This window comes from Achromobacter animicus (assembly GCF_040775605.1).
Taxonomy (GTDB): Bacteria; Pseudomonadota; Gammaproteobacteria; order Burkholderiales; family Burkholderiaceae_B; genus Achromobacter; species Achromobacter animicus.
On sequence record NZ_JAYGJK010000001.1, the window covers coordinates 3,339,664 to 3,360,019 of the forward strand.

Annotated in this window: 20 protein-coding genes; 3 read left to right on the top strand and 17 right to left on the bottom strand. The window is 66.6% G+C overall.

The annotated features are described in order from the left end of the window. Positions 1–12 precede the first annotated feature (12 nt). From AB3147_RS15155 to AB3147_RS15170, 4 genes are read right to left on the bottom strand one after another with little or no spacing between them, the layout of a single operon-like run. On the bottom strand, positions 13–1,203 hold the full coding sequence (locus AB3147_RS15155) for an ABC transporter substrate-binding protein (protein WP_343737189.1): 1,191 nt from the start codon (positions 1,201–1,203) through the stop codon (positions 13–15). A gap of 23 nt (positions 1,204–1,226) precedes the next feature. Then, positions 1,227–2,024, bottom strand: coding sequence for an ABC transporter ATP-binding protein (locus tag AB3147_RS15160; RefSeq protein ID WP_367352310.1), 798 nt, complete (start codon positions 2,022–2,024; stop codon positions 1,227–1,229). After that, a complete protein-coding gene (locus tag AB3147_RS15165; RefSeq protein ID WP_367352311.1) occupies positions 2,021–3,166 on the bottom strand; it encodes an acyl-CoA dehydrogenase family protein in 1,146 nt (381 codons plus the stop codon). The genes AB3147_RS15160 and AB3147_RS15165 overlap by 4 nt, the downstream gene beginning before the upstream one ends. Further along, complete coding sequence (locus tag AB3147_RS15170; protein ID WP_175121313.1) at positions 3,163–3,720, bottom strand: carboxymuconolactone decarboxylase family protein; 558 nt, start codon at positions 3,718–3,720, stop codon at positions 3,163–3,165. Before AB3147_RS15170 ends, AB3147_RS15165 begins: the two co-directional genes overlap by 4 nt. 134 nt (positions 3,721–3,854) lie before the next feature. On the opposite strand from AB3147_RS15170, the gene AB3147_RS15175 reads away from it, so the two are divergent. Further along, a complete protein-coding gene (locus tag AB3147_RS15175) occupies positions 3,855–4,784 on the top strand; it encodes an AraC family transcriptional regulator (protein WP_367352312.1) in 930 nt (309 codons plus the stop codon). 37 nt (positions 4,785–4,821) lie between these two features. Here the strand turns inward: AB3147_RS15175 and AB3147_RS15180 are convergent, their stop codons facing one another. Both AB3147_RS15180 and AB3147_RS15185 read right to left on the bottom strand, forming a co-directional pair. After that, positions 4,822–6,117, bottom strand: a complete 1,296-nt coding sequence (locus AB3147_RS15180) for an O-acetylhomoserine aminocarboxypropyltransferase/cysteine synthase family protein (protein WP_367352313.1) — start codon at positions 6,115–6,117, stop codon at positions 4,822–4,824. A 36-nt stretch (positions 6,118–6,153) separates the two neighbouring features. Continuing rightward, complete coding sequence (locus AB3147_RS15185; protein WP_367352314.1) at positions 6,154–7,293, bottom strand: aminotransferase class V-fold PLP-dependent enzyme; 1,140 nt, start codon at positions 7,291–7,293, stop codon at positions 6,154–6,156. 168 nt (positions 7,294–7,461) lie between these two features. Between AB3147_RS15185 and AB3147_RS15190 the strand changes: the two genes are divergently transcribed. Further along, positions 7,462–8,484, top strand: coding sequence for an amino acid ABC transporter substrate-binding protein (locus AB3147_RS15190; RefSeq protein WP_367352315.1), 1,023 nt, complete (start codon positions 7,462–7,464; stop codon positions 8,482–8,484). A gap of 175 nt (positions 8,485–8,659) precedes the next feature. Continuing rightward, the gene (locus tag AB3147_RS15195) at positions 8,660–10,858 is read left to right on the top strand and encodes an ABC transporter permease subunit (protein WP_367352316.1); all 2,199 of its coding nucleotides are present in this window, start codon (positions 8,660–8,662) and stop codon (positions 10,856–10,858) included. 43 nt (positions 10,859–10,901) lie between these two features. Here the strand turns inward: AB3147_RS15195 and ubiT are convergent, their stop codons facing one another. The 11 genes from ubiT to narJ all read right to left on the bottom strand — a co-directional run bounded on the left by ubiT (position 10,902) and on the right by narJ (position 20,351). Beyond that, positions 10,902–11,369, bottom strand: coding sequence for a ubiquinone anaerobic biosynthesis accessory factor UbiT (ubiT, locus tag AB3147_RS15200; protein ID WP_239212702.1), 468 nt, complete (start codon positions 11,367–11,369; stop codon positions 10,902–10,904). After that, positions 11,366–12,265, bottom strand: a complete 900-nt coding sequence (locus AB3147_RS15205; RefSeq protein WP_438860979.1) for a U32 family peptidase — start codon at positions 12,263–12,265, stop codon at positions 11,366–11,368. The genes ubiT and AB3147_RS15205 overlap by 4 nt, the downstream gene beginning before the upstream one ends. Continuing rightward, positions 12,256–13,272, bottom strand: a complete 1,017-nt coding sequence (gene ubiU, locus AB3147_RS15210; RefSeq protein ID WP_105239174.1) for a ubiquinone anaerobic biosynthesis protein UbiU — start codon at positions 13,270–13,272, stop codon at positions 12,256–12,258. The genes AB3147_RS15205 and ubiU overlap by 10 nt, the downstream gene beginning before the upstream one ends. Before the next feature lie 81 nt (positions 13,273–13,353). Further along, the gene (locus tag AB3147_RS15215; RefSeq protein ID WP_175121305.1) at positions 13,354–14,016 is read right to left on the bottom strand and encodes a response regulator; all 663 of its coding nucleotides are present in this window, start codon (positions 14,014–14,016) and stop codon (positions 13,354–13,356) included. A 14-nt stretch (positions 14,017–14,030) separates the two neighbouring features. Next, on the bottom strand, positions 14,031–15,968 hold the full coding sequence (locus AB3147_RS15220) for a type IV pili methyl-accepting chemotaxis transducer N-terminal domain-containing protein (protein ID WP_367352317.1): 1,938 nt from the start codon (positions 15,966–15,968) through the stop codon (positions 14,031–14,033). A gap of 93 nt (positions 15,969–16,061) precedes the next feature. Beyond that, a complete protein-coding gene (mobB, locus tag AB3147_RS15225) occupies positions 16,062–16,559 on the bottom strand; it encodes a molybdopterin-guanine dinucleotide biosynthesis protein B (RefSeq protein WP_367352318.1) in 498 nt (165 codons plus the stop codon). Further along, complete coding sequence (locus AB3147_RS15230) at positions 16,556–17,221, bottom strand: carbonic anhydrase (protein WP_175121302.1); 666 nt, start codon at positions 17,219–17,221, stop codon at positions 16,556–16,558. The genes mobB and AB3147_RS15230 overlap by 4 nt, the downstream gene beginning before the upstream one ends. Before the next feature lies 1 nt (position 17,222). Next, a complete protein-coding gene (gene moaA / locus AB3147_RS15235; protein ID WP_175121301.1) occupies positions 17,223–18,221 on the bottom strand; it encodes a GTP 3',8-cyclase MoaA in 999 nt (332 codons plus the stop codon). Then, a complete protein-coding gene (locus AB3147_RS15240) occupies positions 18,218–18,979 on the bottom strand; it encodes a peptidylprolyl isomerase (protein ID WP_175183638.1) in 762 nt (253 codons plus the stop codon). Before AB3147_RS15240 ends, moaA begins: the two co-directional genes overlap by 4 nt. A gap of 22 nt (positions 18,980–19,001) precedes the next feature. Further along, on the bottom strand, positions 19,002–19,685 hold the full coding sequence (gene narI, locus AB3147_RS15245; protein ID WP_367352319.1) for a respiratory nitrate reductase subunit gamma: 684 nt from the start codon (positions 19,683–19,685) through the stop codon (positions 19,002–19,004). Positions 19,686–19,703: 18 nt separating this feature from the next. Further along, positions 19,704–20,351 (bottom strand): nitrate reductase molybdenum cofactor assembly chaperone, encoded by a 648-nt coding sequence (gene narJ, locus AB3147_RS15250; protein WP_367352320.1) that lies wholly within the window; start codon positions 20,349–20,351, stop codon positions 19,704–19,706. Positions 20,352–20,356: the final 5 nt, after the last annotated feature.

The following is a 20,356-nucleotide window of genomic DNA, read 5'->3' on the forward strand; positions in this document are numbered from 1 at the left end:
ACTCGCGCCCCGTCACGCCTGCACCAGCTCGGTCCGGCTGTACGCGTCGGGAAAGCCGAAACGCGTCAGGCCACCGGCCGATTCGATTGCCCGCCGGACATAGCGATCGTCCACCAGTTCGGCCGCCGCGCGCGCCGGATCCAGGTCGGCCAGGAATCCGCGGTCCGCCTCGATCAGCGTGTCGCGCAGCCGCCGCACCAGTTCCTCGGTGTAGCTGGGAAACGGATACGGCTGGAAGTCGATGCGGCGTTCGTCCCAATCGGCATGCCGGATCGCGCCGCTGGCCAGGTACTGCTCGCGGTCCTCGGGCGGCGGCGCCAGCACCTTGGACAACGCCGGCAGCGTGTGCGGGGTGTAGCGGTTGATGCCCTCTTTGGAGAGCAGCCGCGCCGTCTCGGCCCGGTTGCCGCGGATCCAGAGCTGCGCCTGCACGATGGCATCCACCACCTTCTGCGACCATTCCGGCCGCTGCGTCAGGTCCCGCTCGTGCATGAAGACGACGCAGCAAGCATGGTTGCGCCAGATGTCGCCGGTGAAGCGCAGCACCTTGCCCACGCCCAGGGTTTCAGCCGCCGCGTTGAACGGCTCGGCCACGATGTAGCCCGCAATGCGCTGCTGCGCCAAAGCGGGCGGCATGTCCGCGGGCGCCATGACGACCAGGTTCACTTCATTGGCGGCCGGCGCGCCGTCCTTGCGCGCCACCGGCGTCAGCCCATTTTCGCGCAGCAGGTACTGCAGCATGACGTTGTGGATGGAATACCAGAACGGTATTGCCACCGTCTTGCCGCCCAGTTCCTTCACGCTGTTGACGGCGGGCGCGACGGTCAGGCCGGAGCCGCCAACGTGATTCCAGGCCACCACCTTGGCGGGCACCTTGCTGCCAAAGCGGGCCCACACCGTCATCGGCGACAGCAGATGCACCACGTTCACCTGACCGGAGATGAAGGCTTCGATCACCTGCGCCCAACTGCGCAGCAGCACGGGCTTTTCGGCCTTGACGCCCGCCTTGTCGAACAAGCCATTGTTATGCGCCACAAGCAGCGGCGCAGCGTCGGTGATGGGCAGGTAGCCGATGCGCACGGGCGCGTCCGGCTCGGACTGCGCACGGGCATTGAAGGCCGACAGCAAAGATGCGGCGCCGCCGGCGGTCAGCAGGGCCGAGAGTTTCAACCAGTCGCGACGCGACATGTGTTCAAGGCACATCAGAAAGCTCCTAGCGAGGTGGGTCAGGCAGGCACGGCAGCGCCGCGCGAGGTCCGCAGCGCGGCGCGCAGGCGGGTAAGGATCTCCAGGCGCAGCGCGCCCATTTCCGGCAGCAGATCGGCGCGCGGCTGGGGCAGATCCACCTGCCACACGCCCAGGATGCGCCCTGGCGTGCCGCCCAGCAGCACGATGCGGTCGGCCAGCAGCAGCGCTTCATCGATGTCATGCGTGATCAGGACGGCCGCCGTCTGGAAGTCGGCGACCACCTTGCGCAGCAGTTCCTGCATGTCGCCGCGCGTGACCTCGTCCAGCGCGCCAAAGGGTTCGTCCAGCAGCAGCACCGACGGCTGGCGCGCCAGGCATCGCGCCAGCGCCGTGCGCTGCGCCATGCCGCCCGACAATTGCGCCGGACGCAGATGCCGCGCATGGGCCAGTCCCACTTCGTCGATGGCCTGCGCCACGCGCGCGCGGCGCTGCGCATCCGTCAGCGCCGGCTGATGCTTGAATTCCAGTCCGAAGGAAACATTGCGTTCCAGCGACAGCCAGGGCAACAGGCTCGGATCCTGAAACGCCACCGCCACGCGCGGGTGCACGCCGGTGAGCGGCGCGCCTTCCATCAGCAGCGTCCCGGCGGTGGCGGGCTGCAGGCCGGCCAGGACGCGCAGCAGGCTGGATTTGCCCGCACCGCTGGCGCCCAGCACCGCGACCACTTCGCCGCGCGCCAGATCCAGGTCGACGCCGTCAAAGACGGCGCCGTCCGCGCCGGGGTAGCGCAGCGCCAGGCCCCGGGCCTGCAACACCGGCAGCGGCACCGCCGTCATGAGGCGGCCTGCGCGGCGAGCCGGGCCTGGCGCTTGGCCAGTTCGGTCTTCAACTGCACCAGGCTCGGCGTGACGATGGGCAGGAACGCCGCCTCGCGCCAGCGCCGCGCGAAGCCGGCGCCACCAGGCTTCAGGTAGGCCGCGCCGCCGCTGGCTTGCAGTTCAAGCTGCACCGCCGCGTTCGCCACTTCTGCAAGCGCAATGCGGATTTCGAACAAGGCCCACGGTTCGGCTACAAAACGCTGACTGCGCACGCCTGCGATCAGGCCGGCCGTCAATTCGTCGAGTTGCGCGGACAGGGCCTGCAACGGTTGGCCCAGGATCCCGCGCGACGCCTGGCCCTGCCCCGCTTGCCCGGCCGCCTGCAAGGCCCGGCGGGCGAGGCCAATTGACAGGCCGCATTGCAGGCCGGCGAACGCCGGACGCGCGCCCGGCAGATACTGCCGCGCGTCGGCGTGGATCAGCCATTCAGGACCGATGCGCACGCCGCTCACATCCAGCGCAGCAGTGTTGCTGGACTGCAGCGCCAGCAGCGACAGGTCCGCACTGCGTTCCAGTCCGGCAATATCGTGCGGCAGCGCGACAACCGCGGGCGTGCCGTCGGGCGCAGTGACGGCCGCCGCGACGAGAAAGCCCTGCGGCCGCAGATTCGTCACCCAGGGCATGCGGCCGTCCAGCGTCCACTGTCCGTCGACATCGCGTGCCGCGATCTGCAGCGACTCGATGCCGCTCAGGAACTTCATGGCGTTGGACAGCGCGGTGGCGCCCGCCAGTTCGCCGGCAAGCAACGGCGCGAGCCAGCGCTCGGCCAGCGCCGCATTGGGGCTGGTCAGCAGATACTCGATGAAGACGCGCTGGCCCCACGCGACGAACGCGCTGGCGACCGAGCGTTCAGCCACCTGCGACACCGCCTCGATCGCATCGCCGATATCGGTGCCGGCCAGGCCGCCCTGCGCCTCGGGCACGCCGATGCGGAACAGCCCCGCCGACGCCAGCCGCGGCAGCACCGTGGCGGCGTCAAGGCTGCCGTCGTCCAGCGCCTCGGCATGTTGCGTAAGCCAATCTTGCAGGTCCTGCGGCAGGATCGCGCCGCCGGCCAGGTCGGTCGCGTCAGAATGCCGGGTCGCGGTCCGCGCCGTCATTGCGCGCCGCTCCAGGCGTATTCGCTAAGTTGTTCGTTCAAGGGGGTCTGCGCCAGGTTGTTGGCAAAGTTGCAGATCGTGGCCAGGCCCACGCCCAGAATCACCTCGAGCGCATTGCCCTCGGTGAAGCCCGCATCGCGCAAGGCCTTGAGTTCCGCATCGTCGACGCGGCCGCGCGTGCGGATCACCGCTTGCGTAAATGCCGCCAGCGCCTGCAAGCGCGCGTCGGGCAGCGTGCCCTGCGCGCGCAGCGCGTCCACGACTTCGGGAGACAGCTTGGCCTTGTTGCGCGCCAGCGCGGTGTGGCCCGCCACGCAGAAAGTGCAGCCGTGCAGCGTGCCGGCAACCAGTTGCACGACCTCGCGCTCCTGCAGCGTCAGGCCGGCGCGCGCGTTGATCTGCGACAGCGTCTGGTAGGCCTCGAGCGCAGCAGGCGCGCTGGCCAGCACGCCCAGCAGGTTGGACAGATACCCTGCGCCCTTCTCGGCTGCGGCCAACGCCGCCTGGGTGGGTTCGGGCGCGCTTTGCGCGGTGTGCACGGTCAGACGGGCCATGAAGATCTCCATTGGACTATCGAATGAAAACACCATTTTGCGTGCAGCGCCCCGCAAGCGACAATGCACGAGGATCGCAACTTGATGCTAGATCTTATCGACTTTCAGCTATGCGCTTATAACCGAACTCCACCTTGACCCTCGATTCCGCCCTCACCGATCAAGCCGCCGTGGACGCCGTGCTGCTCTCCAGCCTGGAGGTGCAATCCAGTCTTTATCATCTGGGCCAATACTGCGGCAACTGGACCGCCAGCACCAGCGGGCGCGCCCGCGCCAGTTTTCACCTGATCCTGCACGGCCGTTGCCGCGCGGACATTGCATCGCGCCAGGAATCGCACACATTGGCGGCGGGCGACGGCATCTTCTTCCTGCGAGACATCGCCCATGTGTTGACGCCCCTGCAGCCGTCCGTCAGCACCGGCGCCGTGTGCGGCCCGATGCAACCGCTATCGCCACGTCAGCCTGACGGCACGGGCCTTGCCTGCGGGTTCTTCCAGTTTCGCCCGGGGCTCGCCGATTTGATGGCCGACACCCTGCCCGACTATCTGCTGCTGCGCGCGGACGACGACCGCTTTCGCGCCGCACGCGGTGTGTTCGACCTGATCCTGGACGAAACCGCAAGGGAGCCATCCGCCTCGCCCGTCGTGCTGGAGCGGCTGACGGACCTGCTGATCTTCTTCATGCTGCGCCACCTGGCGATTCAGGACCGCCAGGCGCATGGCCTTTTCGTGCTGGCGCGCGATCCGGCAATGGCCGGACTGCTGCAGGCGATATTGGCCGAACCCGCCGCGCCCTGGAGCATGCAGGACATGGCGGACCGCGTCCACATGTCCAAGGCCACCTTCCACCGCCGCTTCACGCTGCAAAGCGGCACCACGCCCGCGCAGCTATTGCAGTTGCTGCGCATGCGCGTGGCGCGGCGGCTGCTGGATCAGGGCATGGGCATCCAGGAGGCCGCCGAACGCGTGGGTTACCAGTCCCAGGCCGCCTTCAGCCGGGTGTTCCAGCGCACGGAAGGCATGGCGCCGTCCGCCTTGCGACGGCGCCGGCCCGCATCGGTCTGATCGGATTCCAGCCCGGTGCGGCCGTCGGCCCGCGCGCTTACACCTGTGCCAGCGCCTGTTCCAGATCGGCGATCAGGTCGTCGATGTGCTCGATGCCGATGGACAGACGCACGGTTTCCTCGCGCACGCCGGCCTTTTTCAGTTCCTCGGCGTTCAATTGGCGGTGCGTGGTGGATGCCGGGTGCGTTGCCAACGACTTGGAGTCGCCGATGTTGACGAGACGCGTGAAGAGCTGCAGCGCGTCCTGGAAGCGCGCGCCCGCGTCGCGGCCGCCCTTCACGCCGAACGTAAAGAGTCCCGGCACCTTGCCGCCCAGGTACTTCTTGGCCAGCGCATGGTCCGGATGATTCGGCAGGCCCGCGTAATTCACCCATTCCACCTTCGGGTGCTCGCGCAGGTAGCTGGCGATCTTGACTGCGTTTTCCACGATGCGGTCCACGCGCAGCGCCAGCGTCTCGATGCCTTGCAGGATCTGGAATGAATTGAACGGCGAGATCGCCGCGCCGGTGTTGCGCAGCGGCACCACGCGCGCACGGCCGATATACGCGGCGGGACCGAAGGCTTCGGTATAGACCACGCCGTGGTAGCTGACGTCCGGCTCGTTCAGGCGCTTGAAGCGGGCCTTGTGCTCGGCCCACGGGAACTTGCCCGAGTCGATGATGGCGCCGCCCAGGCTGGTGCCGTGTCCGCCCAGATACTTGGTCAGCGACTGCACCACGATGTCAGCGCCGTGCTCGATGGGGCGCAGCAGGTACGGCGACGGCACGGTGTTGTCGACGATCAGCGGCAGGCCGTGGCGATGCGCGATCTCGGCCAACGCGCCGATGTCGGTGATGTTGCCCAGCGGATTGCCGACCGACTCCGCGAAGATGGCCTTGGTGCGGTCGTCGATCTGCGCCTCGAAGGCGGCCAGATCGGTCGGGTCGGCGAAACGCGTGGTGATGCCGTATTGCGGCAGCGTGTGCGCGAACAGGTTGTAGGTGCCGCCGTACAACGTGCTGGACGAAATGATGTTGTCGCCCGCTTCGGCGATGGTGAGGATCGCGTACGTGACGGCGGCCTGGCCCGACGCCAGCGCCAACGCGGCGATGCCGCCTTCCAGGGCCGCCACGCGCTGCTCCAGCACGTCGGTGGTCGGATTCATGATGCGGGTGTAGATGTTGCCCGCGACCTTCAAATCGAAGAGGTCCGCGCCGTGCTGCGTGTCATCGAACGCATAGGCCACGGTCTGGTAGATGGGCACCGCCACCGCGCGTGTGGTCGGATCGGGGCGGTAGCCGCCATGAACGGCCACGGTTTCCAGGCGCCAGTTGGGCTTCTTCGCTTCAGTCATCAGTCTCTCCGGTCAATACGTGATTGAAAATTCAGATCAGGCCGCAAATGCGCGCGCGGCGCGCAGAATGCGTTCGATGTCTTCATGGTTGTTATAGGCGCCCACGGACAGGCGCACGTAACCATACTCCACGACGCTTGCCACGACACCGGCCTGCGTCAAATGCGCCAGCGCGGCCGCAGGATCCGCCACGCGCAGCGCCGTGGTGGTGCTGCGCACGTCATCGCCCGGCGGCGACACGACTTGCGCGCCCAAGCTGCGCAGTCCGTCGCTCAGCGCCTGCGACAGTTCCAGCACCCAGGGCTCGATGCGCTCGGGCCGCGCCTGTTCGATCAGGTCCAGCGCGCCCGCCCAGCCGGCGATGCCGGGATAGTTCAGGTTGCCGGTCTCCAGCCGCCGCGCGTCATTGGCGTCCGACACCGCGGTCTGCCATTGCAGGCCGGACTTGTCCAGCGTGGTCACGCCAGACGGACCGATGTAGAACGGGTCAAGCGCATTGAGCAGCCGCGGCGACACGTGCAGCAGCCCCACGCCAAGCGGACCCAGCATGCCCTTGTGCGCGCCGCACGCAAAGGCGTCGACGTGCCAGTCATCCACCTGGGCGCGCAGCAAGCCCGCGCCCTGGATGCCGTCCACGACAAGCCAGATACCGCGCTCCGCGCAGCGGCGCCCCAGTTCCTGGATGTCGGTGCGCAGCCCCGTGCCGTACTGCACCCACGACACCGCGATCAATCGCGTGCGCGCATCCACGTGCTGCCAGAGGTCATCGACCGTGAAGCGATGCGCGCGCGCCTGCGCCACGCGCACCTGTACGCCACGCCGGCGCAGATTGAGCCACGGCAAGGCGTTCGAGGGATGTTCCTGATCGTCGACGATGAAGTTGTCGCCCTCCTTCCAGGCCAGCCCCTGCGCGACCGTGTTCAACCCTTCGGTGGTGTTCTTGGTGAACGCCAGCCGGCGCGCGTCGCCGCCGATCAAACCGGCCAGCCGCACGCGCAGGGCGTCGGCATCGCGCAGCCATTGCGGCTTGTCGCTGCGCGCATGCGTGATGCTGTCGAAAAAGCCCGCCACTGCGGATGACACATGCGGCGACAAGGGGCTGGTGTACGCGATGTTGGCGTAAGCCTTATCGCGCGTGATGGGAAACAGCCGTCTGAATTCGTCCTGCCAAGCCATGCGCAACCTACTCCGCCAGACCATCTGGCATGCGGGCATTCTAGGTATATGACGCGCATCTGGATAAGGCTTAGTTTTCATATTGATATGAGTATTAAGTCGCTCGGCAAACTGCTACGCGCCCATAGAATTCGTGCCTCTCTTGCACACAACAATCATGGGAACAGCATGCGTTTGAATCATCTATTCAAGGCGGCGGGCATTGCCGCCGCGATGGCGCTTGCCGGCGCATCGCAGGCCGGCACGGTGGACACCATCAAGAAGCGCGGCGAACTGGTGTGCGGTGTCAGCCAGGGGTCGGCAGGGTTGTCGATTGCCGACAAGCAAGGCCGCTGGACCGGCCTTGACGCCGACCTGTGCCGCGCGCTGGCCGCCGCCGTGCTGGGCGATCCGGAAAAGACCCGCTTCGTGCCGCTGAGCTCGCAGCAACGCTTTCCGGCGCTGCAGTCCGGCGAGATCGACGTGCTGAACCGCAACACCACCATCACGTCGGGCCGCGACGCCGGGCTGGGCATCGCGTCGGCCGGCATCGTGTTCTACGACGGCCAAGGCTTCCTGGTGCCGCGCAAGCTGGGCGTCAAGAGCGCCACCGAACTGGAAGGCGCGCAGGTCTGCGTGCAGCCCGGCACGGTGAATGAACAGAACCTGGTCGACTATTTCAAGAAGAACAAGCTCAGCTATCGCCCGGTCGTCATCGAAAACCTGGTCGAGCTGGAGCAGGCCTTCTACGCCGGCCGCTGCGACGTGTATCTGTCGGACGCGTCCACCCTCGCCGCCAGCCGCGCCGCCCGCGCCAGCAAGCCCGACGACTTCGTCATCCTGCCCGAGCGCATCAACAAGTCGCCGCTCGGCCCCTTCGTACGCCAGGACGACCCGAACTGGGCCGCCATCGTGCGCTGGACGGTTAACGCGCTGGTCGCCGCGGAAGAGTTGGGCATCACCGCCCAGAATGCCGACAGCCAGGCGCAAAGCGCCGACGCACAGGTGCGCCGCCTGCTGGGCGTGGACCCCGGCATCGGCAAGAGCTTCGGCCTGGATGAAACGTGGGCCAGGCAGGCCATCAAGGCCGTGGGCAACTACGGCGAGGTGTGGGACCGCAACCTGGGCGCCGCCACGCCGCTCAAGCTGGAACGCGGCTTGAACGCGCAATGGAACAAGGGCGGTTTGTTGTATTCGCCGCCGTTTCAGTGATGCGTTGCGCTTGGTGGGAATCGCTTGGTGAAAATCGTTTGATGCGAATCGCTTAGTGCAGATCGCTCGAAGCAGATCGATTGATGCGCATCGTCTGATGCGCATTTCTCAATGAATCGCGGGCGGGCCACCGTGTCCGCCCTTCTTCTTTTTGATTGATGCCGCACGGCCCGCCATGACTGCCACCTCGCTTCCTTTCCCGTTGACTGCCCCGTGGCGCCGCTGGCTGCCTGCGCTGGCTTGGATCCTGGGATTGGGCGGCATGGCAGCCCTTCTGGTGCTGCACATCGAATCGGTGCAGGCCGCCCGCGGTATCCAGGGCGGATTCGGCTTTCTCTTTCAGCCGGCGGGGTTCCGTATCTCTGAGAGCCTGCTCAACGTCACGCCGGAAGATCCTTACTGGATGTCCCTGGCCGCGGGACTGGTCAATACGCTGACCGTCGCCTTCGTGGCAATACCGCTGGCCACTGTCCTGGGCGTGGGGCTGGGATTCCTGGGGTTGTCGTCAAACCCGCTGGCGGCCCGCGCTGCCGCCTTGGTCATCGCACCGCTGCGCAACACGCCGGTGCTGTTGCAGCTTTTCGTCTGGTATGGCTTGCTGCTGCGGCTGCCGGATCTGCGTCAAGCCTGGTCGCCGCTGCCTTCCGTGCTGCTGTCCAATCGCGGGTTGGCCTTGCCTGCCTTGCATGGGTGGCTGCCTTATGCGGGCGTGGCGGTTGCTGCGCTGGCGGTGGCCTGGTACGCCCGCCGCCGTTGGCGCAGCACCGCGTTGCCCGCTTCGTCTGCCGCAGCATTGGCCGCAGTATTGGCTGCAACACTGGCCGCCGCGACTATCACCTGGGCGCTGTTGCCCCCCATGCAGATCGACCTGCCCGTCAAGCGCGGGCTCGGTTTGCATGGCGGCTGGCAACCCAGCATCGAATTTGCCGCGTTGACCCTCGGTCTCGTCGTCTTTCACGCCGCCTACATCGCCGACATCGTGCGCGGCGCGATCCGTGCGGTTCCCGTGGGCCTGGTCGAAGCCGGCCAGGCTTTGGGCCTCACGCCCATCAAGGTGCTGCGGCTGGTGATCGCGCCCTACGCCACGCGCGTCGCATTGCCGCCCTACGCCAACCAATGCCTGGCGCTCATCAAGAACAGCACGCTCGCCATCGCAATCGGCTACCAGGAGCTGATGGCCGTCATCAACACGGCCATCACGCAAACCGGGCTGGCGCTGGAAGGCATTGCGCTTGCCGTAAGCATTTACCTGACGCTGGCGCTCTGCCTGGGCGGCGGGCTCTCCGCGTGGAACGCGCGCAATACGCGGCACGGCCCCGGCGACACGCACGGCGCGCGCCTGGGTGACCGTGCATTCCGGGATGGCGCTGTTCGTAAGGCCAGGACCCTTCGGCGCAAAGCGATGTCGGCCGTTCTGACGTTGCTGCTGGCCGCCGTGGCCTGGTCACTGCTCGATTGGGCGGTACTTCGAGCCGTGTGGTCAGGCGACCCGAAGACCTGCGCAAATGCGGCGGGCGCCTGCTGGGCCGCCGTGCGCGAGAACCTGCCGTTGTTGTTCTACGGCACCATGTCCGACGTGCACCGGGGGCCCGCGCTGATCGCGTCCCTGGCCCTTCTGGCCGCCATCGCTGTCGCCCTGGGCGCGCGTCGCGTACCGGCGCGCATGCGTATCGTCTTGTTGACCGCGCTGTCTGCCATTGCCGTGGCCGCGCTGACCGGCTGGCCGTGGGGCGGCGATTTCATCGGACCGCAACGCTGGGGAGGACTGCTCGTCACGTTGATCCTGGCGATCGCCGCGCTGGTGGCGGCCGTGCCGCTGGCTTTCGCGCTGGCCCTGCTTCGCCGGTCCGGCAGCCCCGCCGGTTCATTGGCCGCAGCCGGTCTGATCGAAGCGGTGCGCGGCGTGCCGCTGGTGACCCAGTTGCTGTTCGCATCGTTTGTGCTGCCCATGTTGCTTGGCGGCGGCGTCTCCAAATTCAGCATGGCGCTGGCGGTGCTGACGCTGCATACCGCGTGTGTGCTGGCCGAAGTGCTGCGCGGCGCGTTGCAGGCGATTCCGCCCGGCCAGATGATGGCCGCACGCGCCTTGGGCATGCGGCCCGCGCTGGCCTATGCCTGCGTGATCTGGCCGCAGGCCCGTCGCATCGCCGCGCCAGCCGCGCTAGGCGTCTTTGTCGGCGCGGTCAAGGACACATCGCTGGTCAGCATCATCGGCGTGTTCGACGTGCTGGGCGCGGCCAAGGCGGTGGTCGCGGGCACAGAATGGCGGCCCTATCACGTCGAGGTGTATCTGGCGGTGGCGCTGTTGTATCTGGCCGCCAGCCTGGCGCTGTCACGCGTAGCGCGCCGCATGGAGGGGCGCGCTGGAAAATGACGGGATGCCGAGCCGGGCAGAGAAACCGGCTCGGCAGAAAGGATCAGCCGCCCGCCCCGCTCCCGATCCCACCATGCACCGCGCTAATGCGCTGAAGCCATGCCGGCCGCGGCGCGGCATCAAGCCAGTTCTTGACGATCAATCCCAGTTCCGTATCGCCAGCGATACGCAGGCGACGCTGAAAGAACAAGGTATCGGCATCGGTTTCAGCGCGCATGAGCGCCAGAAAATCGGCCAGCTTCGCGCCAAGTTCCAGTTCAGCGGCGGCGGCTTGCGGCCCCTTGTTCCACAGCGGCCGGAAGGCGCCGTCGCGCACCACAAAGCTGCTGCGCAGCCCCAGGTCTTCGACGGTGATGGCAAAGGTGCGTCCGTTCAGTTCGGCGGGCGGTTCCAGCCACTTCAGGCGGCGGGCCAGTTCAAGTCCCGCGACAAAATGCAGGGACACGAAAGGTCCCGGCACGCGCTTGCCCAGCTTGGCCAGCATGGGCGGTAGAGTCAGGGGTGCGCTCATGCGGCGGCCTCCTGCAGGCCAATGCCGGCCTGCCCGTAGTAGTAACCATTGCAGCGGCCAATGCCCGCGGGCGGCGAAACCGCATCAGGTTTGACGCCGCGGCGCGTGGCGTCAAGCGCGGCGATCGCTTCGAGTGTGCCGGCCGATTGCGGGCTGACACGCAGGACGTCGACGCCCATGTCCGCCAATTCCGGCGCTTCGGCCAACAGGTCCAGGCATGCGGCCGATTGCACCTGGATGCCATTGATGCCAAGAAATTCGCGCGATTCGCGGGTGCGCATGTCCAGGCCATCAGGATGCTCGATACAGCGAAAGCCGCAGTCGTCCTTTTTCAAGCGGAAGTGCCGCGCCGTGAAGCAGCGCGCCGAAAACGCCAGCGCCATTCTGCCCCACACCATGACTTCGGCCTGCATGCCGGCGGGACGCTCGCGCAGCAGCCGTTCCAACGTAGGACCGTCCATTTCAAGCGGAGCGACAAAGCGCACGGCGCCGCGGTTCGCCAGCCAGGTCAGCGTGCCGCCGTGATAGGCATTGACGTGCGGGCCGGCAACAAAGCCGCGGCCGCTCAGATGGCGCACTGCGCCCAGTTCGCCGGCCTCGACCATGAAGTCCTGCTGTTCGCATAGCTTCTTCAAGGCGCTGGCCTCGGCGCCGGTCTCGATCAGCGTGCGGCCCGACAGCACCACGGTCTTGCCCACCGCGCGCAGATCACGCGCCAGTTCAAGCCAGTCGTCGGCGCGCAGCTCATGCCGCCGGCTACAGACCGTTTCGCCGATGTAGACGATGTCCGCCGGACTTTCGGCGACGGCGGCGTAGAAATCCATGGTGCGCTGGCGCGGCCAGTAGTACAGCAAGGGGCCGACGGAAATCTGAAAGGGGATTTGGGTCATTTCCATGGACGTTCGAAAGCGCCTTGTGTGACTTGTGAACCCTCGGCATGGCGCGCCAGCATGGCGTTCCATTCGGGGCGCGGAGAAAAGCGCGACGCGTCCGCATGCACGCTGTCCAGCGCGGCGCGCAGCGTGGACACCACCTGCGTGACATACGCCGGGCTGCGCTGGCGTCCTTCGATCTTGATGGCGGATACACCCATTTCGGCCAGCTTGGGCAACAGGCCGATGGCGTTCAGGCTGGTGGGTTCTTCCAGTGCGTGGTCGGCTTGGCCGTCCACTTCGAACCGGCCCTTGCACAGCGTGGGGTACGCGGCCGGTTCGCCGGGTTCGTAGCGGTCGATGAGAATGCCGGACAGGCGCGCATCCATGCGGCCGTCTTCTTCGACCCAGCGCACCGCGTGCGCGGGCGAACAGACGCCCTTGTTGTTGGGAGAGTCGCCAGTGGCGTATGACGACAGCAGGCAGCGGCCTTCGGCCATGACGCACAGGCTGCCAAAACCAAACACCTCGACCTCGACACTGACATTGGCGCAGATGCGCGCGATTTCCGTCAGTGTCAGCACACGCGGCAACACCACGCGGCGGATGCCGAACTGTTCCTTCATGAGTTCGATGGCGTCGGTGTGGGTAGCGGAGCCCTGCACCGACAGATGCAGGCGCAGGTCCGGATAGCGGTCGCTGGCGTAGGCCAGGAGGCCCGGATCGGCCATGATGACGGCGTCGGCGCCGAGGTCGTGGGCGGCATCGACGGCGGCTTGCCATTCGGCCATGCGGCCGGCCTGCACAAACGTATTGATGGCGAACAGCACGTGCCGGTTGTGGCGATGCGCCAGTTCGACGCCTGCGCGGATGTCGGCCTCGGTGAAATTGAGCCCGGCAAAGTTGCGGGCGTTGGTGGCGTTCTTGAGCCCGAGATAGACGGTGTCGGCGCCCGCTTCAATCGCCGCTTTCAAGGCGGCCAGACTGCCTGCCGGGGCCACGAGCTCTATGGGAGAGGTTCGAGTTTGCATGACGGCCAGTCTATGGGCCGCCCGTCCCCCGGGCCTTGTCGAAAATCAAACCGCGCGGCGCGCGCGGCGGCTTTTATAGGACTATTCCTCGGTGTACAGGCCGCGCTCGACCGCATACACCGCAACCTGCACGCGGCTGGTCAGATTGAGCTTTTTCAGCACGTTCTGCACATGGATCTTGACGGTGCTTTCGCTGACATCCAGTTCGCGCGCAATGACCTTGTTGCTGGCCCCGCGCGCCAGCCATTGCACGATCTGCGTTTCGCGTGCGGTAAGGCGGTGACGTTCCGCGGTGCCGGGTGGCGGCGGCGTCTGGCTGGCCTGTCCCCGGAACTGCTCGACCAGCTTGGCCGTCATGCTGTCCGCAATGACGGCTTCGCCGTTGGCGGCGCGCCGGATGGCGGACACCAAGGCGTCCGCGTCGATGTTCTTGACGAGGTAGCCGCGGGCGCCGTCGCGCAGCGCCTGTCCAAGCTCGTCGGCTTCTTCGGACACGGTCAGGATGATGACCGCGCACGTGGGCAGATCCTGCGTCAGGAGCTGCAGCGTTTCCAGCCCCGACAAGCCGGGCAGATTCAGGTCCAGCAGCACGACGTCGGGTTTGAGTTCCTTGGCGCGCTTCAGGCCTTCGACGCCGTCCCCGGCCTCGGCAACGACCTCGAAGTCGGGCTGGCGCTGCAGCAGCAGGCGGACACCGGAGCGGAACAGGGTGTGGTCGTCGATGAGCAGGATGCGGATGGTCATGATGGGCAAGGATGTCAGGCGGCCTGGCGCTCGGCGCCAGGCAAGGTGAGCGCCACGCGCGTGCCGGCGCCGGGCTGCGATTCGAGTTTTATCACGGCGCGCATACGAGCGGCGCGCTCGCGCATGATGTGCAGGCCAACGTGGGATTCGCCGCGCTCGGCGACGTCGGCGGGATCATACCCCTGCCCGTCGTCGGCAATCAGCAGAGTGAAATCCCGGCCGTTTTCCACGGCGATGCGTACGCGGCTGGCCTCGGAATGCTTGCGCACGTTGGACAGCGCTTCCTGCAGGATGAACAGCACCTGCAGTTGCTGCTCGGGCTGCAGCGGCGCGCCTTCGCCTTGGCTGAATGTCAGATCCGTGTCGATGGCGGTCTGGCGGCGGAAACGCGCCACCGTGTCTTCAATGGCCGCCTGCAGGTCGCCCTGCGACAGCTTGCTGCGGAAGTTGGTCAGGAGTTCGCGCACGTCCTGATAGCTTTCGTCTACGCCGGTGCGCAGCAGCGGCAGGATTTCGCTGACTTCTTCTTCGTCGCCGCGCTTGATGGCGGCATCGAGCATCTGCAATTGCAGGTTCAGGAAGTTCAGCCCTTGCGCCAGGCTGTCGTGCAGGCCCTGCGCCACCAGCCCGCGCTCTTGCACCACGGCCAACTGGCGCGCCTGCGCGCTGAGGCGGCGGTTGTCCAGCGCCACCCCCAGGTGCTGCCCCAGCGTTTCCAGCAGCTGCGACTCCGACGCCAGCAGGCGGCGCTGCGTGCGGAAATGCAGCGAATACGACCCCAGGACTTCGTCGCGCGTCACGATACGGAACACCGCCACGCTGGCAAAGCCGTCGCGCTGGCAGTTCAGATCCATGTCGGGCGGCGACTGGCGGAAGTCCTGGATGACGATGACGCCAGCCTGGCGGGTGGCGACGCCGCAATAGCAGTCGTCGACCTTCATGCAGTGTTCGGATTCGACCAGATCGTCGGACAGCCCCACCGACACCACGAGGTTGAGCTTTTCGTTGTTAGGGTCCAGCGCGCGGATGCTGCCGGCGTCCGCATCGAACTGCAGCATGACGCGGCGCAGAAAGCCATCGCACATGGCCTCGATTTCATTTGGCTGGTTCAGGAACGCGGCCATGTCGTAGAGCGCACCGATGTCGCGGTTCTGCGCGGCAAGCTGCGCCGTCTTCTGTTCCACCCGCTGTTCCAGGCTGGTGTACAGGTCTTGAAGCTCGTCAGCCATGCGGTTGTAGCCGCGCGCCAGTACGCCGAACTCGTCCTGGCTTTCCACCGGCAGGCGGGTGCTGAATTCGCGGTCGGCCATGCGCTGCAGGCCGTCGCGCAGGCGCAACACGGGTGAAATGATCCACAGATACAGCAGGTAGATCATGGCAAGCGTGCCCGCGCTGGCAATTGCCGCCAGCACGCCCTGCGACAGGCGCAGCGACGTGGTCTTGCCGGCGTTGTCCTGTTCGATCATGCGCACCAGCGTATCGGCGCGGGCCACGAACTCGGGCAGCGTTTCCAGGTAGCTTGACGCATCCGGCTGGCCGATGGAACGCAGGGCCGCCGGCTTCATGATGTCGCGCCAGTATGCAGCCACGTCGTGCCACTGGGCGCGGATGGCGTTGTCGTTGGGAATGAAAAGCGGCCGCGCGGGATTGCCCCGCGCCAGCCGCGCGATGGTCTCGTCCAGAATCGCGATCTGTTCCGTGGTGCGAACTTCGCGCCCGGCTTGCGGCCGCATCAGCTCGACGGCGACGCGGTTGGCCCGCATGCGCAGGCTGCCGGTATCGTTGATGGCCGCGCCCGCGCCTTCCAGTTGCCAGGACAACCACAGCGTCCAGCTGACCATGGACAGCACGACGATCAGCGCCAGCAGTGAACTTGCCACGATGCGCGTGGACAGGCGGTGCCGGGGCGATGGCAGCGCGTCGGGCTGGGCGGCGGTATCGGTGGACTTCATGAATGTCAGGGCTGGAAGCGCAGTTCGGGTGTCAGTGTAGTCGCTTCCCGCCAGCAATCCGGCGCACGCGTGCCCATTGCGTCACTCACGCGATCAACGCAGTCCAAGCGTGCGGCACAGAAAATCCGCCACCTGGGCAGGATCGTTCAGCGGCAGGCAGGGCAAGTCGATGTCCAGCGGCGCGTCGGTCACGACCGCCAGAAATGCAGGGTCTTCCGTGTGCAGGGGCGGTTTGCCCAACGCCGGGCGGTAGACCTCGATGCGCGGGATCGCGGCCTGCTTGAAGCCTTCGACCAACACCAGATCGGCGGGCGACAGGCGCGCCAGTTGCGCCTCCAGGGTGGGTTCCGGCGCGTCGCGCAGCTCGTGCACGATGGCATACCGGTACGGCGAAGCGATCATGACCTCCTGCGCGCCGGCGGTGCGGAATCGCGCGCTGTCCTTGCCCGGCGGCTCCATCCGGAAGTCGTGATGGCTGTGCTTGATGACGTTCACGCGCAGGCCGCGGGCGCCAAGCAGCGGCAGCATCGCTTCGATCAGGGTGGTTTTGCCGCTGCCGGAGCGGCCGGCGATACCGAATACAGGAGTCATACGAGGGCAGGTTCCGTCAGCAAGGGGCACACGATGGGCAAAAACGTGTCTGCCCGCGGGGAGTATGCCAGCAAAGCGCCCGCCACCAGGTCGAAGTACCAGCCATGCAGTGACAGGCTGCCCGCGTCGACCGCCCGCCTCACGAAAGGCAGGTCTTCAAGATTGCGAAGGGAAATCAGGATGGAAGCCTGTTCGCAGGCGCGCCGGCGCTCTTCTTTCGAGGCATCCGGCATCTGCCGCAGCACCTGCTCGCGCGCCGGTTCTGCGATGTCCATCCAGCGTCCCAGATAGTCGGTTTCACCGTCGCGGCGGATGCGCCGTTCCATCAGGGCGCGGATGCCGCCACATTGCGCGTGGCCCAGCACGATGATGCGGCTGACCTGCAATTGCTCGACGGCAAACTGGATGGCCGCCAGGACGCCCTGCAGGCCGCGGTCCTTGCTGCACGGCGGCACCAGATTCGCCACATTGCGCACGGTGAAGATGTCGCCGGGGTCACACCCCAGCAGCATGGCCGGATCCACCCGGGAATCGCAACAGCCGATCAACAGCGTGCTGGGATGCTGGCCGTCGCGCAGGTTGCGGTACAGCATTGGTGCGTCTTCGTAATATTGCTGCTGAAAGCGCTGGAAGCCGCCGACGAGTCGTTCAAGATCTTGCATATCAGCCTCCCGTTTGCGCCATGAAGCGCACGATGCGTTCGGGCCGGGCGTTGAAGTCATGGCGCTCCGGCTTGGCCGCGATGCCTACCCGGATGGCCTGGATGAGCTCGGCGTCGCTGGCGCCCGCGCGCAGCAGATGTCCGAGCGGCACCTGGTCTTCCTGGCCCAGGCACAGATATAAGGTGCCATCGACGCCCAGCCGCACGCGGTTGCAAGTGGCGCAGAAATGGCGCGACATGGGTGTGATGACGCCCAGCACCGGCGCGCCCTGCCCGCTTGTCCAGTAGCGCGCCGGGCCGTTGCGGGATTCGGACAACGACGGCACCAGGCCAGCATCGGCCGCAAGACGGGCGCCCATCGCGTTCAGATCGGTATGCGTATAGCCGCGACCGCATTCGCCCATGGGCATGGGTTCGATCAGCCGCAGCACGAAGCCCTGCTCCACGGCATACGACAGCAAGCGGCGGACTTCGGATTCCGGCGTGGCCGCATGCACCACGCTATTGAGCTTGATCGGCGAAAAGCCGGCTTGCCGCGCGGCCGCCAGCCCGGCCAGCACGGAATCCAGACAGTCGCGCCCGGTGATCTGCGAGAACGCCGCGGCGTCCAATGTATCCAGGCTGATGTTCAGGCGGCTCACGCCGGCCGCACGCAGCGACTGGGCATGGCGCACAAGCTGGGTGGCGTTGGTGGACACGGACAGGTCGCGCAGTCCGGGCATGGCGGCGATGGTGGCGGCCAGCCCGGCCACGCCCTTGCGCAGCAGCGGTTCGCCGCCGGTGAGTCTGACCTTGGCCACGCCCAGGCCCACGAACAACCCGACCAGCCGCGCCATTTCGTCGTGGGACATCCAGTTGGCCGGCGTCTCAAAGCCCTTGAAGTCCTTGGGCAGGCAATAGCTGCAACGCAGATCACAGCGATCGGTGACGGAGACGCGCAGGTAGTCGATGCGGCGGCCGAAGCCGTCCGCCAATACGGCAGGGGCTGGCTCGTCCATCATGCGGCGCTCCCGGCGAAGACCCGTTCGGGTTCGCCGTCGTCCAGGTCAATGCCGGAGATCTTGGCGCGCCCGACCAGCAGCTTGGTGTATTGCCGCCAGGCGGTGTCGCGGCTCATGGTGGTGAGCGCCGTCGCAATCTGCTTTGCGACGTGCTCGTAAGGCAAGAGGCGGCCTTCAACGCGGCGTGTGACGCGCACGATGTGCAGGCCATGCCGCGTTTGCAGCAACTGCGGCAGCAGCCCACCCGAGGGCAACGCAAACACCGCGCGTTCGAACTCGGGCACGGTGTCGCCGCGGCCGAGTTGACCCAGGTTGCCGCCCACCGCAGCGGACGGGCAATTGGACTGCTCGCGGGCAACCTCCGCGAACCGGGAGGGATCGGCCAGCAGCTCGGTCAGCACCACGTTGGCATGCGCCTTCAGCATGTCCAGGTTCACGTCGGGCGTGACCTGGAACAGGATGTGGTCGGCCTCGACCAGTTCACCCACCATGAAGCGCTCGGGGTGCATCTGATAAAAGCGCCGGCACGCCTGGTCGTCGGCTTCGGGCGCCGGCGCCTGGCTGGCGAGCAGCGCGCCGATCGCGCTTTCCTCGTCGGACACGTCCAGACCTTGCCGGCCGGCCTCGTCCAGCAGCACACGCCGCAGCACCAGGGCCGTGACGGCCTCGCGCATGGGATTGCCGGCCTCGGCGTGCAAGGGAAGTTCACGTTCCAGATCCGCGTCGTTCAGTTCGACGCCATTGACGATGACAGGCATGTTCGGCTCCTAAGACAGTGGATCAGCGCGGACGGACGAGTTGCCAGGCGCGGCCTAGGTAGCCGATCGACGCAAAGCCGCTCCAGACGTGCACCAGGCGGGTGAACGGGAAGATCACGAACAGCGTGAGACCCATGAACAGGTGCGCCTTGAAGAGCAGCGGCACGCCGGCGATGTAGCTGGCGGCGTCGCCCTGGAACGTGACGATGTGCTGCGCCCAGGTCATCAGGTGCACCATCATTTCGCCGTCCATGTGGCCAGCCGACAGCACGATCGTGGACAGGCCCAGCAGCAGGGTCACCAGGATCCAGAGCAGCAGGATCTTGTCGCCCGGGCGCGTGGCGTGTGCAATGCGCGGATCGGTCAGGCGACGGTGAATCAGGATGAGCAGGCCGATCAGGCACAGCCCGCCCATCACGCCGCCGGCCACCATGGCGACGGTCTGCTTGAGCGAGTGCGAGACGCCCAGCGTGTCCCACACGATGACGGGGGTCAACAGGCCGACAAGATGCCCGAAGAACAGGCCGATGATGCCGATGTGGAAAAGGATGTTGCCCAGCCGCAACTGGCCGCGGTGCAGCAGTTGCGAGCTGTCGGACTTCCAGGTGTATTGCTCGCGTTCAAAGCGCGCCAGGCTGCCGAGCAGGAAGATGGTCAGCGCGATGTACGGATAGATGCCGAAAAGAAACTGGTTCAGGGAGTTCATGATGCGTCGTCCTGGGCATTAATGAGTCGCGGCGGAACGGGGATGGAAGTGCACGGGCTGTGCGCCGCCCCCCGAGAACGGCCGCAGCAGCGGTTCCACGCCGTCCGGGCCGGCCCCGAAGGCCTCCATTGCCTCGTCCATGTCGCGCACCGGCGCCTCGGTCTGCACGCGCGGAATGACGCGGGACTGGGCGCGCAGCACGGCAAAGACGCAGGCATAGGAGCTTTCGCTCTTGGCCAGCCGTGCGCCGATGGCCGCCAGCACGTGGATGGCTTCGTCCAGCAATTCCTGGGCCTTGTCGGGGTCGATGACCCCCAGGAATTCCAGGAACAGAGGTACGTGGTCCGGCAGTTCGGACACCATCGGCTCGAAGCCGTGGGCGCGGTAGGTTTCCAGCAGATCCACCATGGCCTGGCCGCGATCGCGGCTTTCGCCGTGCACGTGCTCGAACAGGTGCAGCGAATGCGAGCGGTTGCGGTCAAAGGTGGCGACGTAGTTCTCTTGCAAGGGAATCAGGTCGTTGGAGGCCAGGTAGCTCACCAGGGGCTGCAGGGTTTCCTCGGCGTCCGGATAGGCCGCCAGGGCCTCTTCCAGTTCACCCAGGTAGTCCAGCAGCTCCGGCTCGGGGTAGCACAGCATGGCGGAAAGCAGTCGGTACAGGCTCATGATGT

What these genes read in the sequence shown, in the direction of transcription:
- AB3147_RS15165 (WP_367352311.1), bottom strand. Translation starts at nt 3,166, where the DNA reads ATGACGGCGCGGACCGCGACCCGGCATTCTGACGCGACCGACCTGGCC.
- AB3147_RS15155 (WP_343737189.1), bottom strand. Translation starts at nt 1,203, where the DNA reads ATGTGCCTTGAACACATGTCGCGTCGCGACTGGTTGAAACTCTCGGCC.
- mobB (WP_367352318.1), bottom strand. Translation starts at nt 16,559, where the DNA reads ATGACTCCTGTATTCGGTATCGCCGGCCGCTCCGGCAGCGGCAAAACC.
- AB3147_RS15205 (WP_438860979.1), bottom strand. Translation starts at nt 12,265, where the DNA reads ATGGAAATGACCCAAATCCCCTTTCAGATTTCCGTCGGCCCCTTGCTG.
- ubiU (WP_105239174.1), bottom strand. Translation starts at nt 13,272, where the DNA reads ATGCAAACTCGAACCTCTCCCATAGAGCTCGTGGCCCCGGCAGGCAGT.
- AB3147_RS15220 (WP_367352317.1), bottom strand. Translation starts at nt 15,968, where the DNA reads ATGAAGTCCACCGATACCGCCGCCCAGCCCGACGCGCTGCCATCGCCC.
- AB3147_RS15195 (WP_367352316.1), top strand. Translation starts at nt 8,660, where the DNA reads ATGACTGCCACCTCGCTTCCTTTCCCGTTGACTGCCCCGTGGCGCCGC.
- ubiT (WP_239212702.1), bottom strand. Translation starts at nt 11,369, where the DNA reads ATGAGCGCACCCCTGACTCTACCGCCCATGCTGGCCAAGCTGGGCAAG.
- AB3147_RS15215 (WP_175121305.1), bottom strand. Translation starts at nt 14,016, where the DNA reads ATGACCATCCGCATCCTGCTCATCGACGACCACACCCTGTTCCGCTCC.
- AB3147_RS15170 (WP_175121313.1), bottom strand. Translation starts at nt 3,720, where the DNA reads ATGGCCCGTCTGACCGTGCACACCGCGCAAAGCGCGCCCGAACCCACC.
- AB3147_RS15160 (WP_367352310.1), bottom strand. Translation starts at nt 2,024, where the DNA reads ATGACGGCGGTGCCGCTGCCGGTGTTGCAGGCCCGGGGCCTGGCGCTG.
- AB3147_RS15190 (WP_367352315.1), top strand. Translation starts at nt 7,462, where the DNA reads ATGCGTTTGAATCATCTATTCAAGGCGGCGGGCATTGCCGCCGCGATG.
- narI (WP_367352319.1), bottom strand. Translation starts at nt 19,685, where the DNA reads ATGAACTCCCTGAACCAGTTTCTTTTCGGCATCTATCCGTACATCGCG.
- AB3147_RS15180 (WP_367352313.1), bottom strand. Translation starts at nt 6,117, where the DNA reads ATGACTGAAGCGAAGAAGCCCAACTGGCGCCTGGAAACCGTGGCCGTT.
- AB3147_RS15240 (WP_175183638.1), bottom strand. Translation starts at nt 18,979, where the DNA reads ATGCCTGTCATCGTCAATGGCGTCGAACTGAACGACGCGGATCTGGAA.
- moaA (WP_175121301.1), bottom strand. Translation starts at nt 18,221, where the DNA reads ATGATGGACGAGCCAGCCCCTGCCGTATTGGCGGACGGCTTCGGCCGC.
- AB3147_RS15230 (WP_175121302.1), bottom strand. Translation starts at nt 17,221, where the DNA reads ATGCAAGATCTTGAACGACTCGTCGGCGGCTTCCAGCGCTTTCAGCAG.
- narJ (WP_367352320.1), bottom strand. Translation starts at nt 20,351, where the DNA reads ATGAGCCTGTACCGACTGCTTTCCGCCATGCTGTGCTACCCCGAGCCG.
- AB3147_RS15185 (WP_367352314.1), bottom strand. Translation starts at nt 7,293, where the DNA reads ATGGCTTGGCAGGACGAATTCAGACGGCTGTTTCCCATCACGCGCGAT.